The sequence below is a fragment of the Nonomuraea mangrovi genome, from assembly GCF_042681425.1.
In the GTDB taxonomy this organism is placed as follows: domain Bacteria; phylum Actinomycetota; class Actinomycetes; order Streptosporangiales; family Streptosporangiaceae; genus Nonomuraea; species Nonomuraea mangrovi.
On the sequence record NZ_JBHUFV010000047.1, the window covers coordinates 425856 to 442095 of the forward strand.

Here is a 16240-nt window from a genome sequence, read left to right on the forward strand (position 1 = left end):
CGATCACGGGCGTCCCGCGCCCACCGCTCCCGAGAAGGTCCTGCGGTAGGTGTGCGGCGAGACGCCGCACACCGCGTGCAGGTGCTGGCGCAGGGAGGCGGCGGTGCCGAAGCCCGCACGCTCGGCCACCCTGTCGACCGGCAGGTCGCTGGACTCCAGCAGGTGCCTCGCCAGCTCCACCCGCTGCGCGATCAGCCACTGGCCAGGGCTCATGCCGACCTCCTCCCTGAACCGCCTGGTGAAGGTGCGCCTGCTCATCTGCGCCTGCGCGGCCAGGTCGTCGAGCTGCAGCGGCTCGTGCAGCCTGGCCAGCGCCCACTGCCTGGCCTCGGCCGTGCCCGAGGACGACGGCGCGGGGACGGGACGCTCGATGTACTGCGCCTGGCCGCCGTCGCGCCACGGCGGCACCACGCAGCGCCGCGCCACCTGATTGGCCACCTCGCTGCCGTGGTCGCGTCTGATGAGGTGGAGGATCAGGTCGATCCCGGCCGCCGCGCCGGCCGAGGTGAGCACGTCGCCGTCGTCCACGAACAGCACCTCCGGCGCGACCGCCACCGCAGGGAAGCGCCGTCTGAAGTCCTCGGCGTGGGCCCAGTGCGTGGTGGCGGGCCGGCCGTCCAGGAGGCCGAGGGCGGCCAGGACGGACGCGGCCAGGCAGATCGAGACGACGCGGGTGCCGGGCCGTACCGTGGACAGGGCCTCGACCAGCGCGGCAGGCAGGTCGGCCGGCTCCCTGACGTCGCCGAACCATTCGGCGGCGGGGATGACGACCGTGTCGGCGGTGGCGAGCACGCCGGCGCCGTGCTCGACCGCGATGGAGTAGTCAGCGTGCGTCCGCACGTGGGCGCCGTCCAGCGTGCAGGTGATGACCTCGTAGCGGTCGCCCGCCGCGCCGAAGATCCGCGCGGCGAGGCTGAGCTCGAAGGGGATGACGCCGTCCAGCGCCAGGACAACCACACGATGCATGGCCCGATCCTTACATATCTTGGCCATCGGGCCACTTGGCCCCCTGTTCGGGGGCGCGACAGGCTGGAGCCCATGAGAGCAATCAGTCAGGACGTTCTGGGCGGGCCGGAGGTCCTCAAGGAGATCGAGGTCCCCGTGCCGACGCCGGGGCCGACCGAGGTGCTGGTCAGGGTGCACGCGGCGGGGCTCAACCCGACCGACTGGAAGCACAGGGCGGGGGGCGGCATGCTCGGGCGGCCGCCGTTCGTGCTCGGCTGGGACGTCTCCGGCGTGGTCGAGGCGGTCGGCATCGGCGCCTCCCTCTACCAGCCGGGCGACGAGGTCTTCGGCATGCTGCGCTACCCGTTCGCGCACGGCGCGTTCGCCGAGTACGTCACCGCGCCCTCGAGGACCTTCGCCCGCAAGCCCGCCAACGTCGACCACGTCCAGGCGGGCGCGCTGCCGCTGGCCGCGCTGACGGCCTGGCAGGCGCTGGTCGACGCCGCGGGCCTGCGGTCCGGCCACCGGGTGCTCGTGCACGCCGCCGCCGGCGGCGTCGGCCACCTGGCCGTCCAGATCGCCAAGGCACGCGGCGCCCATGTCATCGGTACGGCCAGCGAGCCCAAGCACGACCTCCTCCGCTCGCTGGGCGCCGACGAGCTGATCGACTACCGCACCGTGGACTTCGCCACCGCGGTGAAGGACGTCGACATCGTCCTCGACACGATCGGCGGCGACTACGGGCAGCGCTCGCTGGAGACGCTCAGGCCGGGCGGCACACTCGTCTCGATCGTGCTGTCGCGCCTGGACGAGCAGCTCGCCGCGCGAGCCGACGAGCTGGGTGTGCGGGCGGTGAACGTGCTCGTCGAACCCGACCACGCCGCGATGAAGGCCATCGCGGCGCTGGTCGAGGCAGGGAAGCTGCGCGCGGAGATCGCGGCCGTGCTGCCCATGGAGGAGGCGGCCGAGGCCCACAGACTCGGTGAGACCGGCAGGACCACCGGGAAGATCGTCCTGGAAATCGGGCCTTCCGCGAAAAAGTAGAACGCGTTACAGTCTGCCTCTAGAGCATCATTCTGGAGGCAGCTGTGAGCGCACCGGTGATCGTCGAGGCCGTCAGGACGCCGATCGGCAAACGGAACGGATGGCTGTCGGAGCTCAAACCCCAGCAGGTGCTCGCGACCGCGCTCAACGGGCTCCTCGACCGGGCGGGACTCGACGCGCGCCTGGTCGAGCAGGTGTTCGCCGGGTGCGTCACGCAGGCGGGCGAGCAGGGCGGCCACGTCGGGCGGTACTCCTGGCTGTACGCGGGCCTGCCGTACCAGACGGGGGTCACCACCGTCGACGCGCAGTGCGGGTCGTCGCAGCAGGCCGTGCACCTGGTGGCCGCGCTGATCCAGGCGGGGGTGATCGAGGTCGGCGTGGCCTGCGGGGTCGAGGTGATGAGCAGGGCCCCGCTCGGCAGCAACGTGGCGCCCGCCAGGCCCAGGCCCGACGACTGGGCGATCGACCTGCCCGACCAGTTCACGGCGGCGGAACGGATCGCGCGCAGGAGAGGGCTGACCAGGGAGCGGCTCGACTGGTTCGGCGCCAGGTCGCAGCAACTGGCGGCCAAGGCGTGGGCGGACGGAAGGTTCGCGAGGGAGATCACCCCCGTGGGCGAGGTCTCCAGGGACCAGGGGCTCAGGGAGACCACCGCGGAGAGTCTCGCGGCGCTGAAGCCGGTGCTCGGCGAGAACGGGTTCCACACCGCGGGCACCTCCTCGCAGATCTCCGACGGGGCGGCGGCGGTGCTGCTCATGAGCGAGTCGGCGGCCAGGCGGCACGGGATGAGACCCCGAGCCCGCATCCTCGCGCAGACGCTGGTGGGCGCCGAGCCGTACTACCACCTGGACGGTCCCGTCGACGCGACCGCGGCGGTGCTGGACAGGACGGGCATGACGATCGGCGACATCGACAGGTTCGAGGTGAACGAGGCCTTCGCGTCGGTCGTGCTGTCATGGGCCTCGGTGCACGAGCCCGACATGGACCGGGTGAACGTCAACGGCGGCGCGATCGCGCTCGGGCACCCTGTCGGCGCGACCGGCGCCAGGCTGGTGACCTCGGCCCTGCACGAGCTGGAGCGCGCCAACCTGTCGACGGCGCTGGTGACCATGTGCGCGGGCGGCGCGCTGTCCACGGCCACCATCCTGGAACGCGTCGCGTGACGCCGGCCCTGGCGCGTACGGTGGCACGGGGGACGCCGAGCGAAACGGGGCCAGCCGCATGACCAGAACGCGCCGCAGGCCGTACGCCGACCAGCGACCCCGCGATCTCGGCGGCGGGGTGAGCAGCGTGCCCGTCCCCATCCCCGGCAATCCACTCGGCTACACGCTGGTCTACGCGATCGACTCCCCCGCCGGCCCCGTGCTGGTGGACGCGGGCTGGAACCACCATGACGCGTGGCAGGCGCTGCGCACGGGGCTGGCGGCCGTGGGCGTCGACGTGCGCGACGTGCGCGGCGTGGTCGTCACCCACTTCCACCCCGACCACGCGGGGCTCGCCGGACGGGTGCGCGAGGAGTCGGGCGCGTGGATCGCGATGCACGAGGCGGACGCACAGCTGGTCAAGCTCATGCGCGGCCTCGGCCAGGGCGAGCACCACGACTTCCAGTCGGAGATGCTGCGGCGGGCGGGCGCGGGAGCGCACGAGCTGCCCTCCATCGCGGACGCACGGCCGGACCCGCCCGCCCAGCCCGACAGGGAGCTGCGCGACGGCGACCTGATCGACGTGCCGGGCCGGGTCCTGCGCGCCGTCCACACCCCCGGCCACACGCCAGGCCACCTGTGCCTTCATCTGGAGGACGCCGCCCGGCTGTTCACCGGCGACCACATCCTGCCCGACATCACCCCCCATATCGGCATTTATCCCTACGATCGGGACGATGTTGATCCATTGGCGGACTTTCTAGCCTCGCTGGACCGGGTCGCCGCGCTGGGCCTCACCGAGGCGCTCCCCGCCCACGAGTGGACCCTCCCCGACGCCGCCGCGCGCGCCGCCGAGATCCGCGCCCACCACGAGGACAAGCTCGAACGGCTGGCCGCCCTGGTCACCGAGCCTCTCACCATCTGGGAGATCGCCGCCCGCATGACGTGGAACCGCCCGTGGGCGGACCTCTCCCCCATACTCCGCGGCATGGCGGCGGGCGAAGCGGCCGCCCACCTCCGCGCACTGGAGGCCCGCGGCCTGATCCGGCGGCTCCCAGAGGTCGATCCTGTCCGCTTCGTGGCCTTACACTCCTAGACATCCGATGTCTAGGGGGAAACACGTGGCGGTCACCGACGCGGCGATCGACAAGATCAAGCACATGATCCTCTCGGGCGAGCTCTCCCCGGGCGACAGGCTGCCCAAGGAGGCCGACCTGGCCGAACGCCTCGGCCTGTCCCGCAACTCGCTGCGCGAAGCCGTACGGGCCCTGGCGCTCATCAACGTCCTCGACGTACGGCAGGGCGACGGCACCTACGTCACCAGCCTCGAACCACGGCTCCTGCTCGACACGATGTCGTTCGTCCTCGACCTGCACCGCGACGACACCGTGATCCAGTTCTTCGAGGTACGCCGCATCCTCGAACCCGCCGCCACCGCGATGGCCGCGGTCACGATGACCGACGACGACATCGCCGAACTGAAGGCGGTCCTCGATTCGCTGCCCCCCGAGCCGACGATCGAGGAACTGGTAGCCAACGACCTCACCTTCCACCAGCGGATCGCCCAGGGGTCGGGCAACGCGGTCCTGTGCTCGTTCATCGAGAGCCTCTCGGGGCCGACGACGAGGGCCCGCATCTGGCGCGGACTGACGCAGGAGGGGGCGCTGGAGAAGACGCAGGAACAGCACATCGCGATCTACGAGGCGATCGCCTCACGGCAGGCCGAGGTGGCACGCTCGTGGGCGATCGTGCACGTGGCCGGGGTGGAATCCTGGCTCAAGAAGGCCCTCTGACGGCATCGAGCTTCCCCTTGGTCGGGCGCGGCTCGGGCAGGTCTTCCTGCGGGTCGAGCCCCCCTGAGCCCCCAGCCGGGGCGCGCCTCCGGACAACGCCTGCCTTCTCCGGGAGGACTTCCAAAGATTGAGCCCTGACGCTCTCGTCTTCGTCGTGCCTCTCGGTCTGGTTCGGCACGGGGTTGCCGGTGTCCGTGTCTCGCGGCCGCGTGACAGGCCGACCCGCCGGCGTACGTGTCTCGCGGCCGCGTGACAGGCCGACCCGCCGGCGGCCGTTGATCGCCTGTGGGCACCGCCCCGTCGGCCTCATCCTCGGCACAGGGGCGATGTCGCCTGACCTGCTCGTCCAGGCCTCATGGGGATGGGAGCAGGGCCGGGTGGATGGCGGCGAGCCGTTCGAGCACGGGCTCGCGCGTCTCCGCGGCGAAGGCGGCCTCGACGGCGGCGGCGGCAGGCCCGCCGGTGAGCCAGGTCAGGAGCTGCCGGTAGGCGGCGCTGCGGCGGTCCCAGAAGGCGTTGGTCAGGCGTTGACCCGACAGGCCGGTCTGGACGAAGTCGTACAGATGGTTGATGGCGGCGTCGGTGTCGAGCCTGCTCCAGGCCTGCAGACAGGGCGCGAGGTCCATGCCGGTGGCTGCCAGGGCGCACACCACCGTGTCCATCGAGGGGTGGACAGGATGACGGCGCAGCGTCTCGTGCCACCACTCGCTCAGGAATCCCGTGACGGCGTCGCGCTCCTCGTCCGGCCAGGTCCGCCATTCAGCGGAGGCGAGCTTGCCGAAGACGATCTCGGGATCGGGGTAGACGAAGGCGTCCGCGGCCGCGCACTCGAGCAGGCGCGGCAGAAAGTAGCGGAACTCGGCGACACCGCCCCAGGTGTTGAGGGCTTTGGCGGCGTAGCGAGCCAGTGCGGCGGCCTCGATCGATCCGACCGGTCCTGCCAGGAGGGGCCGCTCCGGGCCCGGCTCGACACAGTGGAGGCAGCCGTCCATGCGTTCGGGTCTGGTGACGTGCCCGAAGACGTCGTACATCCGCCGCACAGCCGCTTCCCATCCGGACATCGACCCATTATCGGGGCGGGTACCGCTTGGACGGAGCGGCCCCTGCCTCCCGGCGCCCCGCGACACCGGCATGTTCGCGACACCGAGGTGTTCGCGACACTGGGGGTTCGCGACACCGGGGGTTCGCGACACCGGCCTGTCCAGGACACCGGGGAGTTCGCAACACCGGGGAGTTCGATACCGGGGAGTTCGATACCGGGGTGTTCGCAACACCTGGTTGTTCGCGACACCGGCCTGTCCACGACGCCGAGGGTTCGCGACGCCGGGGTGTGCGCGAACCAGGTCTTCCGGCCGATCGCGAGCACGAGGCCCCTGGCGTCGCGTCCGTCGGCGGAAAGGGCTCACGCGCGTCTCGGGACCCCCGGAACTGTCAGTGGCCGGAGGTAGCGTCACGCTGGTCACCTCAAGAACGGGGGCTTGCGGCCATGGCCACCTTTGTTTTGATCCACGGCGCGGCGGACGTCGGCTGGTACTGGCACCTGGTGGAGGCCGAGCTGCGTGCGCGCGGACACGACGTGGTCGCTCCCGACCTGCCGTGCGACGACGACTCCGCCGGGCTGACCGAATACGCGGACACCGTGGTCGAGGCCGTCGGCGACCGGGAGGGCCTGGTCGTGGTGGGCCAGTCGTTCGGCGGTTTCACCGCGCCGCTCGTCGCGGCTCGGCTTCCCACCGAGGTGCTGGTACTGCTGGCCGGGATGGTCCCCTCCCCCGGGGAGGCACCGGGAGACTGGTGGGACAACACCGGCTACGCCGACGCCGTACGGGAACAGGCGGCACGAGACGGCGGCAAGACCGGCAGCGACGACCCGTTCGTCAGCTTTCTCCATGATGTCCCCCGGCCGCTGGCCGAGGAGGCGCTGCGCAGGGGGCGCGACCAGTCGGCGACGCCGATGGGTTCGCCGTGGCCGCTCGACAAGTGGCCCGATGTGCCGACGAGGTTCGTGCTGTGCAGGGACGACCGCTTCTTCCCCGCCGACCTCTTCCGCAGGATCGTCCCCGAACGCCTCGGCATCACCCCTGACGAGATCCCGGGCAGCCACTGTGTCGCGCTCAGCCGCCCGAAACAGGTGGCGGACCTCCTGGTGAGTTACACGACCGGCTAGGGCGCGGTCGCTCCTTCGCGCGTCCGCCCGCCGCTGGGGGTCGTGGCGCGGTCAAGGAGCGTGCACGGCCTACCGGCGCTGCTTGGCCTCGGGCAGCTCGACGGGGATGGGCTCGGTGGCCTCCAGGAAGACCCAGCGCTTGTAGGACCAGAACCGGAACAGCGTGCCGAGACCGACGCCGACGATGTTGGCGATGTTCACGCTGAGCGGGTCGGTCAGCTTGAGCGTGTACGTGGTGAAGCCGATCACCAGGAGGCCGAACAGCAGGGCGACGCCGTTGAGCAGGAAGAACAGGAAGTACTCCCGGCCGAGCCCGCTCTGCTCGCGGTGGCGGAAGGTCCAGAAGCGGTTGCCGGCGTAGGCGAAGGAGATCGAGACCGCCGCCGTCAGCACCTTGGACGTCAGCGGGCCCATGCCGAGGACCAGGTTGAGCAGGTTGAACATGCCCGTGTCCAGCACGAAGGCGAGAGCGCCGACGATGCCGAACTTTGTCAGCTCATGGATCATGGTGGCGAACCACCGGTAGAGGCGTTTCACGAACGTCACGTCTCGCCCTCAGTTCCTTTCGGCAATGGCTCACATCGGGCACGCCCTCGAACGGCTGCCCGGAGCATCACCCATCACACCACCCACGCGATGGTGCCCGAGCCGGTTTCGCCGATCGCGACCGTGTTGACGCTACCGGGTTGGCACGACGGCCCGCCCCCACCTGGGGTCGGCGCGCCACCACGACCGGGTCCACACATCGTCGTTGTGACGGAGTCAGCGCACGGTCGTCATGACCGCGACCAGCGCACCGTCGTCATGACCGGGTCGGCGCGCCGCACCGCGAGCCGGCCGGTGCCGCGGGAGGGCGGACCAGACCGTCGCCGCCAGAGGTATCCAGCCGAGGCGGCGGGCCAGACCGTCGCCGCCAGAGGTATCGGGGCGGGGCGGGGAAGCACACGGCTGGTCGACCGTCGGCGGCCCGGGAAGAGACGGGCGGACCGGGAAGAGACGGTGGGCGGCCCGGTAGGAGACGTGGGCGGGCAAGGGAGGGGCGGCCACCGCTGGGCGGTAGCTGGCGAGGTCGCCGAGGAGCGGGGGCGGCCAGGACCTCGCAGGAAGTGCTGAGGATGGAGGCAGCCAGGACCTCGCGGAAGGTACCGAGGTTGGAAGCAGCCAGGACCTCGCGGGAGGTGCTGAGGTTGGAAGCAGCCAGGACCTCGTAGGAGGTACCGAGGATGGAGGCAGCCAGGTCCCTCGCAGGAGGGGCTGAGGCTGGAAGCCGCCAGACCTTCGAGAGGTGCGGGGGTCGTCCTGCCGGTGGGTACCGCGACGGCGATGGAGGCCATGGAGGTGTCCTCCTCGGTGCCGGCTGGTGCGACTCAGCGGGAGGTGCGGGGCCTGCTGGCGGGCTGGAACCTGAAGGAGATGGCCTCCATGAGGTTCTGCCGCTTGGTCTTCTGGATGGCGGCGATGCGCCACTGGCCGTCCTGCTGACGGACCACGGTGTAGGTCTGCACCTTGCCGAGCTTCTTGGGCTTGGTCTTGTAGACGTCGCCGTGGCTGACGACGACGGCGGTGTCGGGGCCGTAGAAGCGGATGTCGACGATCTTCATGGCCAGACGGGTGCCCTTGAGGAAGCTGTCGAACAGGACCTGGTGGGCTCGGCCGATCTCCTCTCCGCCGTGGTAGACGGTGCCGACGAAGGTCACGTCGGTGGCGTCGGCGGTGAACGACTCGCCGTAGGCCGCGCCGTCGCCGCGTCCCCAGGCTTCACAGGTCCGCTCCAGCAGGGCGCGAACGGCGGCGGTGTCGGCCTCGATGGTGCTGTTGTGGTTCATGTCACTACCCTTTCGGCAATTAGCTTCTTTGGAGAAGAATCTGCTTTGGATATTTATCTTCTCTAGGGAAGAGATTACCGCAGGGCAGCATGATGTCAAGCCCGCCTGGCAGGCGAAGGTGAGCCCTGGCCTGGTGGCGACGCAAGGCGTGGAGGCGTGGAGGCGTGACGCTCGAAACGGCACCCGCCGCTCGTCTGACGAGGGATCCGCGATGGGATCGCTCGTCACGCGAGCGGCGCGCTCCTGGGTGTCGAAGGGAACATCCCGTTCGTGACCCATCCGGCGATCAGGCCGCCCAGCAGGGCGGGTCCGTGAAGGTCGGGCACGGCCGCCAGCGCGAGCCCGACGACCAGAGGGGCGGCGGCGAGGGCCGAGGCGGGGACGCGGTCACGGTGGACGACGAGTAGGACGGCGGCCGCGCAGCCGGCGACCATGACGATGGCGCCCAGGGTGGAGCCGGCGAAGGCCGAGAAGCCGACCATGACCGCGTAACGGGCGCCCACCGAGCGTTCGAGCGCGGACAACGCCAGCGCGCCCCCGCCCGCCAGGCCGCAGACGGCGATGGAGTTCCCCGCGCCCGGATCGTTGAGCAGGTAGCCGGTCACCTCCCCGGCCGCCGCGCCCGCCGCGTACAGAACGACCCATCGGGCCGGTCCGAGCGCGCGCTCGGCGACATAGCCGACCACGGCCAGCGTGGCGAGGTTGAACACGTTCCGAGAAGGCCGCCGTCCTGCACCACCAGGGCTGTCACCATCCGCCACCACTGGCCGTCGGCGATGGCGGCACTATCGCGCATGAGGCTGGGTTCCAGGTCAGGCAGGACGAACTGGAGCAAGCTCGGCAGCCCGGTGAGGACGAGGGCGCTCGCGGTGGCGAAGGGGGAGTCTGGCCACGTCGAGGTGACCGACGTGCCGCGCGAGGACGAGAGGACGGCCTGCAGGGCGGCGGCACGGACGAAGGTCCCGTGCGCTGGTGACGGGCCTGAGCCTTTCCTTCTGGTGCGAGTCCCGTGTACGTGGGGATGAGTAGGGGCGTACTCAGGCGCGATCCCCATGTCGTCACGGAAACTCCCATCAGACGACATCTCGAGGAGATGGTGGGAGATGGACATCCATCTGGCGCGTGCCGACGCGCGGCGAGCAAAGGCGCTGGCGAACACCGAGTCGCCGTACACGATCGAGGTCCGCTTCCTCGGCGGGCTGAGCGAGACGCAGAAGGCGGCGTTCGCCGCCGCGGCCGATCGCTGGGCGCGGGTCATCGTGGGCGACCTCCCCGACGTACGGATCCCGGACCTGGAGGGCCTGCCGGAGGGCATCGTGGCGGGCGAGCGGATCGACGACCTCGTGATCCTCGCGGAGGGAGCGAAGATCGACGGTCCTGGGAACGAGCAGGGCAACGTTCTGGGGCAGGCGGGGCCGCTGCTGATCAGGAACGGCAGTTCGCTCCCCGCGGTCGGCGTGATGCGGTTCGACACCTTCGACCTGGACCGGATGGAGCAGACGGGGCTGCTGCACGACGTGATCGTGCACGAGATGGGCCACGCGCTGGGCTTCGGCACGATCTGGGAGTCGCTCGGGCTGGTGACGGGGCTCGGCGGAACCGACCCGATCTTCGTGGGGCCCGCGGCGGGCAGGGAGTTCGGCGTGCTGCTGGGGGCGGCGGAGGCGCATCCCGTGCCGGTGGAGAACGTCGGCGGTCCCGGCAGCGTCGGCGGGCACTGGCGCGAGTCGGTGTTCGGGGTCGAGCTGATGACCAGCAGGGTGTCGCACCTGGGCAACCCGATCAGCAGGACCTCGGTGGCGGCCCTGGAGGACATGGGCTACCAGGTGGACATGGCGGCGGCGGAGCCGTACGTGCTGCCGACCCAGCTGTTCATGGCCGAGGTCAGGGCGATGCGGGCGGAAGACGCCCCCACGTGCACGGTCAGGCCCCCGGAGCCGATCGCGTCCATCTGAACCGGACAGCAGGTCACGCGTGGCGGTCCTCGGAGCGGAGGGGCTTCGAGGACCGCCCTGGACGACCGCGCGAACGCGACCGGCCCTCGGGTCGGAGGGCCTCGAGGGCTGCGCGGGCGGACCCGGCCGAGCAGGGCGCGGGCTGGGATACTCAGCGGATGCGCATGGATGATCTCAAGCCCGACAAGACCCTCCTGGACCTGCAGCACGCCGCCTACGCCGTGGAAGCGGCCCTCATCGGCGACGACCGCATCCCACCCCTGCGCGAGTCGCTCGACGAACTCCTCGCCGCCCCTCTCGCGTGGCGGGGCGCGTTCGACGACGACGGCACGCTGGTCGGCGCGGTGGCGTGGACGGAGACCGAGGACCTGGTCGACATCGACCGCCTCGTCGTCGACCCTCGCGCGCATCGGCGGGGCATCGGGCGGGCGCTGGTCGGCGAGCTGCTCGGCAGAGCCGGTGGGAGGACGACCGTCGTGTCCACCGGCCGCGACAACGTGCCCGCGCGGACCCTGTACGAGCGGCTCGGCTTCACCCGGGTCGAGGATGTCGAGGTGATTCCCGGCCTGTGGATCACCAGGTACGAACGTAACGGGTAGTACCACCTCGTGGCCGACAAGCTGGAGCAGTATCGCGGCAAGAGAGACCCGTCGAAGACGCCTGAGCCGGTGCCCGGCGAGGCGCCCGAGCCGGGGGGCGACGACACGTTCGTCATCCAGGAGCATCATGCCCGGTCGCTGCACTGGGACCTGCGGCTGGAGCGCGACGGCGTGCTCGCCTCGTGGGCGATACCGAAAGGCCTGCCGGAGGATCCGGCGACCAACCATCTGGCGGTCCGCACCGAGGACCATCCGATGGAGTACCTGACGTTCGAGGGTGAGATCCCGCGCGGCGAGTACGGCGGCGGCACGATGACCGTCTGGGACCGGGGCGCCTACGAGACGGAGAAGTGGTCGGACCGCGAGGTCAAGGTGGTGCTGCGCGGCGAGCGGGCGCAGGGCAGGTACGTGCTGTTCCAGACGCGCGGGAAGAACTGGATGATCCATCGCATGGATCCGCCGTTGAGGGATCCGCTGCCCGAACTCGTCCCGATGCTCCCGGTGCGACGCGCCAAGCCGCCGAGGAACGCCGGGGAGTACGCGTTCGAGTTCGCGTGGGGCGGGCGGAGGACGCCGGCGCTTATCGAGGGAGGGCGCACGAGCGTGCCGCTGCTCAGACCGCTGGCCGGGCGGTTCGGCAGCCGTACGGCGGTGCTCGACGGCGAGATCGTCACTCTGGCGGGCGAGGAGGAGGTGTACATCGCCTACGACCTGCTCTACGACGACGGCCGCTCGCTGGTCGCCGAGCCGTACAGGAAGCGGAGGGTGGCGCTGGAGGCACTGGAGATCGCGGGGGCCAGATGGCAGACCGCGCCGGCGTGGCCCGGCGCGCCCGAGGCGGTCGGGAGGGCCGCTCGTGAGCAGGGCCTGCCCGGCGTGGTGGCCAAGCGCCTCGACTCGCCCTACGAGCACGGCGAGTCGAAGGCGTGGATCTTCGTGCCGACCGGCGCGTGACCGCTCACGTGCCCGGGGCCTGGACGGCGTGCTCGGCCGCGCGGCTGACCTGCTCCCACGCGCCCCAGGTGGCCATCCGCTGCTGGGAGATGCCGAAGGCTAGGTCGTACACCATGCTGCCGAGCAGGAGCCGCAGCGGCGGCTCTTCGCTGTCGACGAGCTTCAGCACCGCCTCGGCGGCCAGGCGAGGCTCGCTGTCGATCGAGCCCTCCGCCCACCGCTTCTCCAGCTCCGCCCGCAGGGGCGCGTAGGGCGGCAGCAGCGTGGTCGCGGTCATGCTGGTGTAGAGGTCGGTCCAGTAGCCGCCTGGCTGCACGATCGTGAGCTTGACGCCGAAGTTCGCGGCCTCCATGGCCAGCGCCTCACTCATGCCTTCCAGCGCGAACTTGCTCGCGCTGTACAGCCCGGTCGTGGGGAACCCGCCGAGCCCGGCGATGCTGGAGATCTGCACGATGTGCCCCGCGCCCTGCTCGCGCAGGTACGGCATGGCGGCCTGGCTGACCCAGAGGGCGCCGAAGAAGTTGACCTCCAGCTGGGCGCGGGCCTCCTCTTCGGTGAACTCCTCGATCATGCCGGAGGACATGGTGCCCGCGTTGTTGACGACGATGTCGAGCCTGCCGAAGTGGTCGCGGGCGGCGGACACCGTGGCGAGCACCGCGACGCGGTCGGTGACGTCGAGTGGCATCACGAGCAGGGTGTCCTCATAGGCGGCGATGAGCTCGCGCAACGGCTCGACGTTCCTGGCCACGGCGACCACCTGGTCGCCACGCTCCAGCGCGGCCTCGGCGAACGCGCGGCCAAGACCGCGGCTGGCGCCGGTGATGAACCAGGTCCTGACGGTTCGCGGGGTACGCATGGGTACGGCTCCGATCGCTATGTGAGTCGAGACGGTTCGTCTCGCTTCGTGAGGGCAACTATGACCTCCGGCGGTCGCGATGTCAAGACGGTCCGTCTCGTCTCATGTAGGGTGTGCCCCGTGACAGCGAACCCGGCCCGGCGGAGCGAGACCTCTCGGCAGGCCATCCTCACCGCCGCCTTCGACCTCGTGGGCGAGGTCGGCTACGCCAAGCTCAGCATCGAGGGCATCGCCGCGCGCGCGGGCGTCGGCAAGCAGACGATCTACCGCTGGTGGCCGTCCAAGGGCGCGGTGCTCTTCGACGCCTTCCTCGCGCTCATGGGCGGAGGGCCGGGCGACGACGCGGCCCTGCCCGACACCGGCGACCTGGCCGCCGACCTGAAGACGGTCCTGTCCGCCACGGTGGACGAGCTCAACGACCCCCGCTTCGACGAGCCGATGCGCGCGCTCAACACCGAGATCGTCCATGACGCCGAACTGGCCGCCGCCTACGCCGAGCGGCTCGACCTGCCGATGCGGGAGCTCAAGAGGAAACGGCTGCGGGCGGCCAAGGAGGCGGGACAGCTCGCCGCCGACCTCGATCTGGACCTGGCGATCGACCTGCTGTGGGGGCCGCTGCTCAACCGCTGGATGCAGCGCGGAGGGCCGCTCACCCACGAGTACGTGAACGCCCTCGTGGACACGGCGCTCAACGGGATGCGCCAGGGCGCGCCCGGCTGACCCGGGCGCGCGACACCTCATCCTCCGTGGCGGAACACCCGGCGGCCGGGTCCTTCACCGCCCCGGCCGCTAACCGAGCTCTTCCCACAGCTCCTCGGGCACCGGCCGCTCGGCGAGCGCGGCGTTCCTGCGCACCTCGTCCGCGTTCCTGGCGCCCAGGACGATCGAGGCCACCGCGGGATGCCGCAGCGGGAACGCGATCGCCGCCTGCGGCAGCGTCACACCGTGCCGCGCGCAGACCGCGGCGATCTTCGCCGCCCTTTCCACCAGCTCGGCGGGCGCGGGCGTGTAGTTGAACGTGGCGCCCGGCTCGTCGGTGGCGAGCAGGCCGCTGTTGAACACTCCCGCGGCGATCACCCGCACGCCGCGCGCCGCGCACTCCTCCAGCAGCGGCAGGCCCGTCTGATCGAGGAGCGTGTACCGTCCCGCGAGCATGACCACGTCGATGTCGGTCTCCTGGACGAAGCGCAGCGGCAGCCGCCACTGGTTCATCCCGAGGCCGATCGCCTTGACCAGGCCCTCGTCGCGCATGGCGGCCAGCTCGGGGTAGGCCTCCGAGAGCGCCTGCTCGGCGTGGTCGTCGGGGTCGTGGATGAGCGCGAGGTCGATCGAGGGCAGGCCGAGCCGTACCAGGGACTCCTCGATCGACCTGCGGACGCCGGACGCGGAGAAGTCCCACCGCCTGCGCAGACCGGCGGTGACGGCGAAGCCGTCGGTGTCGGGCGCGGGCTCGGCGGGCACCAGCAGCCGGCCGACCTTGGTGGACAGGACGTAGCCCGCGCGCCCGGCCAGCGCCGCGCCGAGACGGCGCTCCGACAGGCCGAGGCCGTAGTGGGGCGCGGTGTCGAACAGGCGCGTCCCGGTGTCCCATGCGGCCTCGACGGCAGCGCGCGCGTCCTCGTCGGTGACCTCCGCGTAGAGGTTGCCGATCGGCGCGCCACCGAAGCCGAACGCCGGCAGCGTGAGCGTCATCGCATCTCCCAGACCAGTTTGAGCCCGCAGGAGTCTTTGTCGAAGTCGCCGTCGAGCAGGCGGTTCATCCTGGCCTGCCATGCCTGGTCGGCGGCGTTGTCCTTCAGCGCCTCCTGGAGCGCGGCGTAGTCCTCGACCTCGACGAAGTGGAACAGGTCGAGGCCGTCGCGCCAGATCCGCCACGAGTAGACGCCGTGCTCCCTCATGGCCTCTTCGAGCTCGGCGGGAATGGTGGCGTGCTCCCTGTCGTAGAGCTCCTCGCACCCCGCCTTGAGCCTGGCCCTCAGCGCCAGTCGCTGCATCAGTCCTGTGCCTTTCCTCCGGCCACCCGGCTGATCATCAGAGCCACCAGGATGATCACTCCGTAGACGAGCTGCTTCCACTCGCCCGGCACGCCCTTGAGCGTGAGGATGTTCTCCACCAGGCCGATCACGAGGACGCCGGTGAGGGCGCCGAAGATCGTGCCCTTGCCGCCGTCCATGCTGACGCCGCCGATGACCGCGGCCGCGAAGACCATGAAGATCCAGCCGACGCCCTGGTTGGCGCTGATGCCGCCGAGGCGGCCCGTCTCCAGGATTCCCGCCAGCGCGGCGAGCGCGCCGCCGATGATGAACACGCTCCACAGCACCCGCTCGACCCTGATGCCCGCGGCCCTGGCGGCGTCGGCGTTGCCGCCGATGGCGTAGAGGGCACGGCCGAGGCGGAAGTAGCCGAGCGCGACGATGCCGATCGCGAACAGCACGCCGGCGATCCAGATGGCGGCGGGCAGGCCGAGCCAGGTGGCGCTGCCCAGGTACAGCAGCGAGTCGGGCAGCTCGAACAGGCTCTTGCCGCCGGTCAGCCCCAGGTGCAGGCCGTGCACGACGATCAGCATGGCCAGCGTCACGACGAACGCCGACAGCTGGAACTTCAGGATCAGGAACCCGTTGAACGCGCCGATCGCCGCGCCGATGAGCAGGCAGATCGGGATGGCCAGCAGCCCCATGCCGCCGGAGGCCGCGGGGATCATCAGCACCGTGATCGCCGGCGCCATGCCGACCGTCGACTCCAGCGACAGGTCGAACTTGCCCGCGATCAGGATCAGCGCCTCGGCCAGCACGACCAGCGCGAGCGCCGACTGCTGCTGCAGGACGTTGATCAGGTTGCCGGGACTGAGGAACACCGGGTCCACGAACGCGCCCACGACCAGCAGGAGCACGATCACCGGCACCAACGTCAGGTCGCGGAATCTCGCGATCTTGAGGCGGGGGGCGGGTGCGGTCATCGT

18 protein-coding genes are annotated in these 16240 nt (G+C 70.8%); 9 read left to right on the forward strand and 9 right to left on the reverse strand.

Features of this window, described 5'->3' with window-relative positions:
• Positions 1–3 precede the first annotated feature (3 nt).
• Positions 4–966 carry a GlxA family transcriptional regulator gene (locus ACFSKW_RS32040; protein WP_379576207.1) on the reverse strand — a complete coding sequence of 321 codons (963 nt, stop codon included), beginning with the start codon at positions 964–966 and terminating at the stop codon, positions 4–6.
• Positions 967–1038: 72 nt separating this feature from the next.
• Between ACFSKW_RS32040 and ACFSKW_RS32045 the strand changes: the two genes are divergently transcribed.
• From ACFSKW_RS32045 to ACFSKW_RS32060, 4 genes are read left to right on the forward strand one after another with little or no spacing between them, the layout of a single operon-like run.
• Positions 1039–1989: an NADP-dependent oxidoreductase gene (locus ACFSKW_RS32045; RefSeq protein WP_379576208.1), complete on the forward strand. Its 951-nt coding sequence runs from the start codon at positions 1039–1041 to the stop codon at positions 1987–1989.
• A gap of 44 nt (positions 1990–2033) precedes the next feature.
• The gene (locus ACFSKW_RS32050) at positions 2034–3152 is read left to right on the forward strand and encodes a steroid 3-ketoacyl-CoA thiolase (protein WP_379576209.1); all 1119 of its coding nucleotides are present in this window, start codon (positions 2034–2036) and stop codon (positions 3150–3152) included.
• Between the two features lie 58 nt (positions 3153–3210).
• Positions 3211–4227, forward strand: a complete 1017-nt coding sequence (locus ACFSKW_RS32055) for an MBL fold metallo-hydrolase (protein WP_379576210.1) — start codon at positions 3211–3213, stop codon at positions 4225–4227.
• A gap of 25 nt (positions 4228–4252) precedes the next feature.
• On the forward strand, positions 4253–4924 hold the full coding sequence (locus ACFSKW_RS32060) for a FadR/GntR family transcriptional regulator (RefSeq protein WP_379576211.1): 672 nt from the start codon (positions 4253–4255) through the stop codon (positions 4922–4924).
• Between the two features lie 353 nt (positions 4925–5277).
• Here ACFSKW_RS32060 and ACFSKW_RS32065 read toward each other — a convergent pair whose 3' ends face one another.
• Positions 5278–5985 (reverse strand): hypothetical protein, encoded by a 708-nt coding sequence (locus tag ACFSKW_RS32065; RefSeq protein WP_379576212.1) that lies wholly within the window; start codon positions 5983–5985, stop codon positions 5278–5280.
• 425 nt (positions 5986–6410) lie between these two features.
• Between ACFSKW_RS32065 and ACFSKW_RS32070 the strand changes: the two genes are divergently transcribed.
• Entirely contained in the window at positions 6411–7091 is a 681-nt protein-coding gene (locus tag ACFSKW_RS32070) for an alpha/beta fold hydrolase (protein WP_379576213.1), read from the forward strand.
• A gap of 69 nt (positions 7092–7160) precedes the next feature.
• On the opposite strand, the gene ACFSKW_RS32075 is transcribed toward ACFSKW_RS32070, so the two are convergent.
• From ACFSKW_RS32075 to ACFSKW_RS32085, 3 genes are all read right to left on the reverse strand, one after another.
• A complete protein-coding gene (locus ACFSKW_RS32075; protein ID WP_379576214.1) occupies positions 7161–7637 on the reverse strand; it encodes a GtrA family protein in 477 nt (158 codons plus the stop codon).
• An 821-nt stretch (positions 7638–8458) separates the two neighbouring features.
• Complete coding sequence (locus ACFSKW_RS32080) at positions 8459–8917, reverse strand: SgcJ/EcaC family oxidoreductase (protein WP_379576215.1); 459 nt, start codon at positions 8915–8917, stop codon at positions 8459–8461.
• A gap of 224 nt (positions 8918–9141) precedes the next feature.
• Positions 9142–9627: a rhomboid family intramembrane serine protease gene (locus tag ACFSKW_RS32085; RefSeq protein ID WP_379576216.1), complete on the reverse strand. Its 486-nt coding sequence runs from the start codon at positions 9625–9627 to the stop codon at positions 9142–9144.
• A 393-nt stretch (positions 9628–10020) separates the two neighbouring features.
• Here ACFSKW_RS32085 and ACFSKW_RS32090 point away from each other — a divergent pair, with 393 nt between their 5' ends.
• The 3 genes from ACFSKW_RS32090 to ACFSKW_RS32100 all read left to right on the forward strand — a co-directional run bounded on the left by ACFSKW_RS32090 (position 10021) and on the right by ACFSKW_RS32100 (position 12425).
• Positions 10021–10872, forward strand: coding sequence for a leishmanolysin-related zinc metalloendopeptidase (locus ACFSKW_RS32090; RefSeq protein WP_379576217.1), 852 nt, complete (start codon positions 10021–10023; stop codon positions 10870–10872).
• A 158-nt stretch (positions 10873–11030) separates the two neighbouring features.
• The gene (locus ACFSKW_RS32095; protein ID WP_379576218.1) at positions 11031–11471 is read left to right on the forward strand and encodes a GNAT family N-acetyltransferase; all 441 of its coding nucleotides are present in this window, start codon (positions 11031–11033) and stop codon (positions 11469–11471) included.
• A 9-nt stretch (positions 11472–11480) separates the two neighbouring features.
• Positions 11481–12425 (forward strand): DNA polymerase ligase N-terminal domain-containing protein, encoded by a 945-nt coding sequence (locus ACFSKW_RS32100; RefSeq protein WP_379576219.1) that lies wholly within the window; start codon positions 11481–11483, stop codon positions 12423–12425.
• A gap of 4 nt (positions 12426–12429) precedes the next feature.
• On the opposite strand, the gene ACFSKW_RS32105 is transcribed toward ACFSKW_RS32100, so the two are convergent.
• Positions 12430–13281, reverse strand: a complete 852-nt coding sequence (locus ACFSKW_RS32105; RefSeq protein WP_379576220.1) for an SDR family oxidoreductase — start codon at positions 13279–13281, stop codon at positions 12430–12432.
• 120 nt (positions 13282–13401) lie between these two features.
• Here ACFSKW_RS32105 and ACFSKW_RS32110 point away from each other — a divergent pair, with 120 nt between their 5' ends.
• Positions 13402–14001, forward strand: coding sequence for a TetR/AcrR family transcriptional regulator (locus ACFSKW_RS32110; protein WP_379576221.1), 600 nt, complete (start codon positions 13402–13404; stop codon positions 13999–14001).
• A gap of 69 nt (positions 14002–14070) precedes the next feature.
• Here ACFSKW_RS32110 and ACFSKW_RS32115 read toward each other — a convergent pair whose 3' ends face one another.
• Genes ACFSKW_RS32115 through ACFSKW_RS32125 form a run of 3 tightly spaced genes read right to left on the reverse strand, consistent with a single transcriptional unit; the run spans position 14071 to position 16237 of the window.
• Complete coding sequence (locus ACFSKW_RS32115) at positions 14071–14973, reverse strand: aldo/keto reductase (protein WP_379576222.1); 903 nt, start codon at positions 14971–14973, stop codon at positions 14071–14073.
• Complete coding sequence (locus tag ACFSKW_RS32120) at positions 14970–15275, reverse strand: L-rhamnose mutarotase (protein ID WP_379576223.1); 306 nt, start codon at positions 15273–15275, stop codon at positions 14970–14972. The genes ACFSKW_RS32115 and ACFSKW_RS32120 overlap by 4 nt, the downstream gene beginning before the upstream one ends.
• Complete coding sequence (locus ACFSKW_RS32125; protein ID WP_379576224.1) at positions 15275–16237, reverse strand: ABC transporter permease; 963 nt, start codon at positions 16235–16237, stop codon at positions 15275–15277. The genes ACFSKW_RS32120 and ACFSKW_RS32125 overlap by 1 nt, the downstream gene beginning before the upstream one ends.
• Between the last annotated feature and the right edge of the window lie 3 nt (positions 16238–16240).